The organism is Pontibacterium sp. (assembly GCF_041587635.1).
Taxonomy (GTDB): domain Bacteria; phylum Pseudomonadota; class Gammaproteobacteria; order Pseudomonadales; family Balneatricaceae; genus Pontibacterium.
In genome coordinates this window covers 1-6742 of sequence record NZ_JBFGYC010000186.1, presented here as the reverse complement: position 1 = coordinate 6742, position 6742 = coordinate 1, and the positions used below count along the sequence as shown (strand labels likewise).

Sequence of the window (6742 nt, the reverse complement as noted above, 5' to 3'; positions counted from 1 at the left end):
TTTGTCGGCAATGACCTCTGCTTCATTGTACGCTGGAACCATCATGACTATATGGGGGAGCGCTTGAGCCTCTTCCGCCAGGTGTGCAGAGCGTATTGTCGGACGACTCAAATACGTGATGAGCAAGGGATAGCCCACGTGGTGATAAACCACCAATGCCCATAGTAGTAAAAGCAGGCAGAGCAACCAGGTAGCCATTTCAACACTCCTCTGCGACAGGTGGATGGAGCAGGTTAAAATACGCCCGTGCGGTTTTTTCTAAATTACCGGTGCGAAGCACGAATTGGCGTGGGGTGGGTGGTTGATTGGCGTACTGAAAACAGAGGATCGACTGGCGCAGAGCTTCACTGTCGGCGGGTGGGATCAGGCCTCCCGAACGGGGGCAGACAATACTGCGGCAGCCGCCTACATCCGTGATGATGACGGGGACTCCGCAGGACTGGGCCTCTAGTGGCGACAGCGGCAATCCCTCGTTTAGGGATGGTAAACAGAATAGATCCAGTGACTGATAAAACGGTACGACATCATCCATAGCGCCCAAAAATTGCACCCGATGAGCAATCCCCAGCTTCGTCGCTAACTTCTGTAAGCTCGGGCGTAAGCTACCGTCGCCTGCCAACGCCAATATAGTGTCGTCAGTTTTACTGATCGCATGAAGCAGGTACTTGTGGCCTTTGACCGTTTCAAGACGTGTGGCGCAGCCGATGATGAGCCCTTCGATAGGCAGGTTTAAGCGTTCACGTTGTTCACGTTTTTTGGCCTCACTCACGGGGATAAACCGGTTGGTATCGATACCGTTGAGAATGATTTCCGGATCGCTTTGAGGAAAGTGAAACAATAAGTCTTCAGCAACCGCATCACAGTCAGCGACCAGTGTTGGACGTAAAGTGCGGATCAACCAGCGTTCAAGTCGCGCATTGTCATTGGTATTCAGGTGCCAGGCATCGTGTTCAGTGTGTACATGGCTCTCGACCTGAGCCAGCTTGGCCGCAAAGCCACCATAAAATAACGGTCCGATGTGGTGACTGTGAACAGACGTTGCGTTTAATTCACGCATTTTTAGGTGGAGTCGCCAGATCAACTGAGGGTTCATTCCGGGCGCTTTGTCGAAAAAATGTAGATTGTCTTTTTTAGCTTCCAGGCGTGGCCAATGGGCAATCGCGTTGCTGGCCGTTCCTTCCAGACTGATTATATGAACGTCTGCCCGATCACTCAGCTCATGCATTAGATCAAGCGCCATAGTTTCTATTCCGCCGGGTTGCAGGTGTTGTACAACCTGCACAATGACCTTTTTATTCATGACGAGGTGTCTCCGGTATTTAACGAAGGGTGAGAGGGGATGCGTGCCAATACCGGCACATTCAATATCTGTTTCAGGGTGTCTTTGCGACGGATGCTGGTATCCAGCAGTTCAGTGATGCACGCGAGCCCAAGGCCCAGTCCGAGACCTGCAACACATCCTGCGATGACAAATACAAACAGCGGCAAATTGATGGGAGCCAGGGGTTCGTAGGGTGGATCAATCAATTTCACCCGTTCACTTTCCTCCGTTTTCCCCAGAGATCCGGTCACGCGCGCCAGTTCGTGGCGCTCAGACAGATCCTGATAGATCTTCTGTCGCACCTGAATATCGCGTTTAAGTTCATTCAGACGACGCTCGTGCTGACCGTACCCGTTAACACGTTGTTGCAGTTTCTCAATCTCTTTGGCGAACGAGCTGACCTCTTTCGTCAGACGTTCGATATGATCATCAGCTTGTTGCAGTCGTTCGAGCTGGGAAATCAGCAAAGGATGGCTGTTGGTGCTCTGTTCGGAGGTTTGACGCGAGCTAGTGGCGATTGCCCACAAACGTTCCAGTTGTTCCCGGTCCAGATTGGTGTGGTCGATCGACTGCATGTTTTGCAGCACTCGGCTACGTTCTCGCTCTAATGCCTGCAGTCTGGCCAGAACATTCTGTACGCTGCTGTGCTGATCGGTATAACGCGCCCGCAATTCGGTGAGTTCTGCCATCACGGTCACGATGGATTCTTCAATTTTCCCAATAACCGGGTCCGTTTGTGACAGGCGAATAGCCAGGCTGTATTGCGCGGCCTTAGCTCCGTCGAGCTCAATGCGTCTCTCCGCCAGCACGGACTGCAGTTCTGCCAGTCGTGATACGTTGGCGCTGTGTAGCGTGGGTAATTCGCTGGCGTGTCGGTTTTTGTACTCGGCGAGTGCTGTTTCTGCTGCGAGCAGGTCGGTGCTGCGTTGTTTAAGTTCTTTAGCGAGAAAGTTCTCTGATTGCAGGATAGATGAACGTTGTGGTGCCAGTACCCGTTCGACAAACCGCATACTGATCATCGACAGGGTTTCGACCATGCGTCCGCGTTCCGGCGCACGGTAGGTAATCTGAATCAGATTGTCCCCTACGAGACGCGCTTTTAGAGAACGGGATAACTCGCTGATGATGGTGAGTTTATCTTTTTCATCCATATCATCGTTGATCAGTTCCATCTTCCAGGCCACACCGGCTAATACATGACGGCTATGTAACAGGGCGGTTAACGCGTCCATCCGGGCCTTCAGGTTGGTTGCGATGGAGAGGTCTTCCAGAAACGGATTGTGTTGTGATGCTTCCTGAAACAGGATGGTGGTTGAGGTTTCGTATTGTTTTGGCGACAGCACGCCGACCGCGAGACCGATGAATGGCATCAAGAGGGCTGGGATCGCTATCATGTATCTGCGACGCCAGCCTGCCCATAGCAGAGAGGCTAGATTACGGACCAGTGTGCTGCGGATCATGATCGTATCCTACTCAGACTCTGAGACGCGGATCTGGTCCGGCTCGAGTGTGGGTTGCAGGGAAATAGCGGTTGTATGCGTACGTTTTTCCAGAAAGCGACTGACTTTTATGCATCGCGAAACTGCGACTGATGCTGCAGTGACAGGGTCAGAAGTGGCCGAGGGCGCGCAATCAACCTGCAATGTTTGACTGGGTCGTGTATTGGCATAGCGATTCAGGGCATCTTGTTGGCTGGCTGTGAGTTCAAGGCTGCGGCTGGTGAAGCGAAGTTCCAACGTCTTTTCGGTTTGTCCGTTGGGTTGCGCAGACTGGCCCCGAGCACGCGACAGCATTTCAGATATGCTAATGGCTCCGGCTTGGCTGGATTGCTCGGCATCTGCAGCCTGACGGGTGATCAGGTTGAGATCCGGAGTTTGTAAGGTGGTTGCACAGCCGGATACCAGAGCAACGGTGCTGGTAAGTGCTGCGAATCGGATAGCTCTGATCAGGGCGGACATCATTATCTTTCTCCGTAGTAAGCCTGCATACGTGCAGCGATTGGAAAAGAGATCGCAAAGTCTGGGCCAGAATCGAATTTAGAGGTTGTTCAATATGCGAGAACCCTTATAAATCGGGCGCTTCAGGAGAGTTGGTAAGCTTGAGGTGAGTGTCTTTGTTAGGATTGAAAACGGATGAATGGTGCTGGATGACGTCCGATGTTTGATGAGCCTCTCAATTCGTTTCGCATTTTGCGAATAGCCGGGCGAGTTGCATAAAAAACAGCCTGTATCAGACCCGGAATGTCCGATACAGGCTGAAAGGCCTGACCATAGATAGGGTGTTGCTCAGCCTCAGGCTGGGAGTGTTGAAAGTATGTGTTGCAGGTCTGTTGCGCGTTGAAACCAACTTTCCTGGGCAACGCGTGCTTTGCGTGCCGCCCGTTCTCGTGCACGAAACTCCGGGCTGTGTCGACACTGTTGCTCGATCATTGCGGCAAAAACGTCGGCTCGGTTACTGATATGTATGAGGTCACGATAACCGTCGAGTGCAGGAAAGTCGGTTGTGATCACTGGGCTGCCAGCAGCCAGATATTCCCGGAGCTTGAGAGGGTTGCAGGCATCAATTTGTGCGTTGCGCTTAAAGGGGAGTAGTCCTGCGTCCCAGTGTTGGCAATAACCGGGCAGTTCGTGATGGGGTTTGGCGCCCAGCCAGCGGACGTTGGGTTCTGCCAGCAGCATACTGATGTCGGTTTTTGCAGGGCCAATCAGGACAAAGGTCCAATTTGCCAAGCGTCGGGCAACGGCAGTAAAAAGCGACTGATCAAACCAGCCGGCGAGCGATCCGTAGAATCCGGCAACGGGTCCTGCAGGTAGATCGTTGGCGCGGGGTTTGCGTTTACCGAAGAGTTCAGTATCAACTCCGTGGGGTAACACTCTTGTTTTGTGACTCGGAAATTTGTTTGCCAGAGTGTTGCTGGCTGTGATGATCAGGTCACATTTGTCTGCTAATTCCTGCTCCATGGCCATGACCGGAGTATGGTCAACGCCGTCTAGAGCAGAAAAATCATCGCCACAATAGTAGATCGCTGCACGTTCGCCGAGTTTGCCTACCACATCCACGGCGGAGGGGAGGGATGTCCAGAGTAGCGGCTGACGAACACTTTGTTCGATAAGTGGGCGAAGTTTACGCAGCAACAATGTTTGGTTGATACGTCTGGCGGTGCGACTACCGGGCCATGAAAGTGCACGCGGCTGAATGATATGTGGCTGACCCGACACACATTGTGCCAGTCTGTCGGTGTAATTCGGGGCCAGCATCGCACGCGCTTTGAGCACTACGCGTTGCAGGTCCTGGCGGTTAAGTCGAGGGCGGCGTAATCCCAGCGAATTGACCCAAACGATCTCCTGTTCAGTCATCAAATGGTGGATCAGGTGCTGAGTGCTGCTTGGATGACGCCCCCAATCCTCGCCGAAAACCAGCATATCGATATTCATGCTGCACCTTTCCTTAGCTGCTCTGCGCCGCCGGTGGTGTCTGATTCTGCTGTGAGTGTCTTGATCACTTTGGCCGGTACGCCAGCGGCCAGAACATGGGCAGGCAGGTCACGCGTTACCACGCTACCGGCAGCAACAATCGTCCCTTCGCCAATAGTGACACCTTTCATGACGGTAACGTTTGAGCCCAGCCACACGTCCCGTTCCAGGATGATATCGCCGACCTGATCATCGGTGTCCGGTAATCCTTTCGCCCGGGCAATCGGGTCGACAGGGTGGCCTGGGTAGCCCGCAAGAAAACCACGTCCGGCAATACGCACATTGTCACCGATAACCACTTTTGTACCTACTGCGATGGTGGTTTGCCAGCCAATCCCAACGTTCTTTCCGATCTTCAGGATGGGTGTCTCACGGCTGCTCCAGCGCCCTGAAAAGGTTGTATGGCCGGAGATTCTGCAGTCGTCGCTGATCTCAAGAGCAAGGCTGCCCTGGACCAATGGCATGCCGCCGTATAGATAAAGTCGGCGACACGGTGCGCTGAGACGGGTTTTGAACATCGGCGTCCAGTATGTGAACTGAATGAGCCTGCTGAACAGGTTGCTGATCAGTTGATGTGTGATCCGTAGCGGTGTGTAGATGAGTGGGATACTGGGCATCTCAACATGACGTAGATTCCCGTGCAGACCTTTAATCGTCAGGGCGAGAGGATGATCTGCGGTTTTTACCCATTGTTTGAATGTCTGCAAATTATTCATATTCGGTCACCGGTTTAGCCAGGTTAACAGGACGGTCCATATCTGCACTTTTGGCACGAGCAGTGTGATAGGCAATGAGCTGCAACGCGGCAGCGTGCAGAATGGGACTGATAAGGGGGGGATATCTGGGAGTTCTATCTTCTCGACATGTGATTGGGTCACCGCGCTTAAGCTGACCTTGTCTGCGAGTAAGATGGGTTTGATGTCAGGCGCGTAAACACCGAGCGTATCCGTCAGTGTCTTGAGTGTACGTTCATCCCGTGATGCCAGCGCCATGATGGGTATGTTGGTTTCAAGCAGACTGATAGCACCGTGCTTCAGTTCGCCTGCGGCGATACCTTCAGCGTGGATATGGCCGATCTCTTTGAACTTTAATGCGCCTTCCAGCGCTAAAGGATGGCTATATCCATAGCCCGTTAAGATGAGATGGTTATATGTGGCGAGTTGCTGACCTATACGTTGAAAAATGGTCTCATCTGCGATCACCTGTTCGAGCATGGCCGGAAGGGTGAAAAGTAATTGATGTAACCGAGTCGCCGCTGACAGTTCCAGTAACTGGCGTTGCAGTGAGGCTTTGATGACCAGACTGGCTAGTGCAGCCAGTTGGCAACAGAACGACTTGGTGGCAACCGTGCTGAGTTCAGGGCCCGCCTGGGTCGTAATACTGTAATCAGCTTCGTGGCTGATACTGCTGTTATGTGAGTTCACCACCGCGAGTACGTGTTGTTTCTGCTCGCGGGCGAAGCGAAGTGATTGCAGCGTGTCACTCGTTTCGCCGGACTGTGAAAGAATGATCGTGACCCCATTGGCTTTGAGTAGCGGGGGACTGTATCGAAACTCTGATGCGATCAGTGCATCTACCGGGAGACCGGCATAGGTTTCAAACCAGCTTTTTGCGATCAGTGCTGCGTGATAAGAGCTGCCGCTAGCAATGATTGTTAGCCGCTCAGCATCGAAAAGTGATTGCGGCAATGTTTGTAACTGGCGCTGTGTTGCATTTAACGTACGCGAGATGGCTTCAGGTTGCTCATGAATTTCGCGATGATAAAACACCTGATTTTGTTGGTTATGCAAACGGGTGCTTTGAATTCGTTCCTGTGTATGCCGGTGTACCTTCCGCCCGCTTTTTTCTCGTATGCTGATCCGATCAGTACTGATCCGGACCTGATCACCATCTTTCAGATAGAGAATGCGATTAAACTGATCGCCTAAGGCGCGCTCATCTGATGAAA

At 52.6% G+C, this 6742-nt stretch carries 7 protein-coding genes; all 7 read right to left on the bottom strand.

The window, feature by feature from the left end:
- The coding region (locus ABYW01_RS10665; protein WP_372832617.1) for a hypothetical protein at positions 1-198 on the bottom strand (198 nt) is incomplete at its 3' end.
- Between the two features lies 1 nt (position 199).
- Entirely contained in the window at positions 200-1300 is a 1101-nt protein-coding gene (locus tag ABYW01_RS10660; RefSeq protein ID WP_372832616.1) for a glycosyltransferase, read from the bottom strand.
- Positions 1297-2781, bottom strand: coding sequence for a GumC family protein (locus ABYW01_RS10655; protein WP_372832615.1), 1485 nt, complete (start codon positions 2779-2781; stop codon positions 1297-1299). Before ABYW01_RS10655 ends, ABYW01_RS10660 begins: the two co-directional genes overlap by 4 nt.
- A gap of 9 nt (positions 2782-2790) precedes the next feature.
- Positions 2791-3282: a hypothetical protein gene (locus ABYW01_RS10650; protein ID WP_372832614.1), complete on the bottom strand. Its 492-nt coding sequence runs from the start codon at positions 3280-3282 to the stop codon at positions 2791-2793.
- A 330-nt stretch (positions 3283-3612) separates the two neighbouring features.
- Positions 3613-4755 carry a glycosyltransferase gene (locus ABYW01_RS10645; RefSeq protein ID WP_372832612.1) on the bottom strand — a complete coding sequence of 381 codons (1143 nt, stop codon included), beginning with the start codon at positions 4753-4755 and terminating at the stop codon, positions 3613-3615.
- Entirely contained in the window at positions 4752-5510 is a 759-nt protein-coding gene (locus ABYW01_RS10640; RefSeq protein WP_372832611.1) for a DapH/DapD/GlmU-related protein, read from the bottom strand. Before ABYW01_RS10640 ends, ABYW01_RS10645 begins: the two co-directional genes overlap by 4 nt.
- Positions 5511-5516: 6 nt before the next feature.
- A partial coding sequence (locus ABYW01_RS10635) for an SIS domain-containing protein (protein ID WP_372832610.1) occupies positions 5517-6742 on the bottom strand: 1226 nt, incomplete at its 5' end.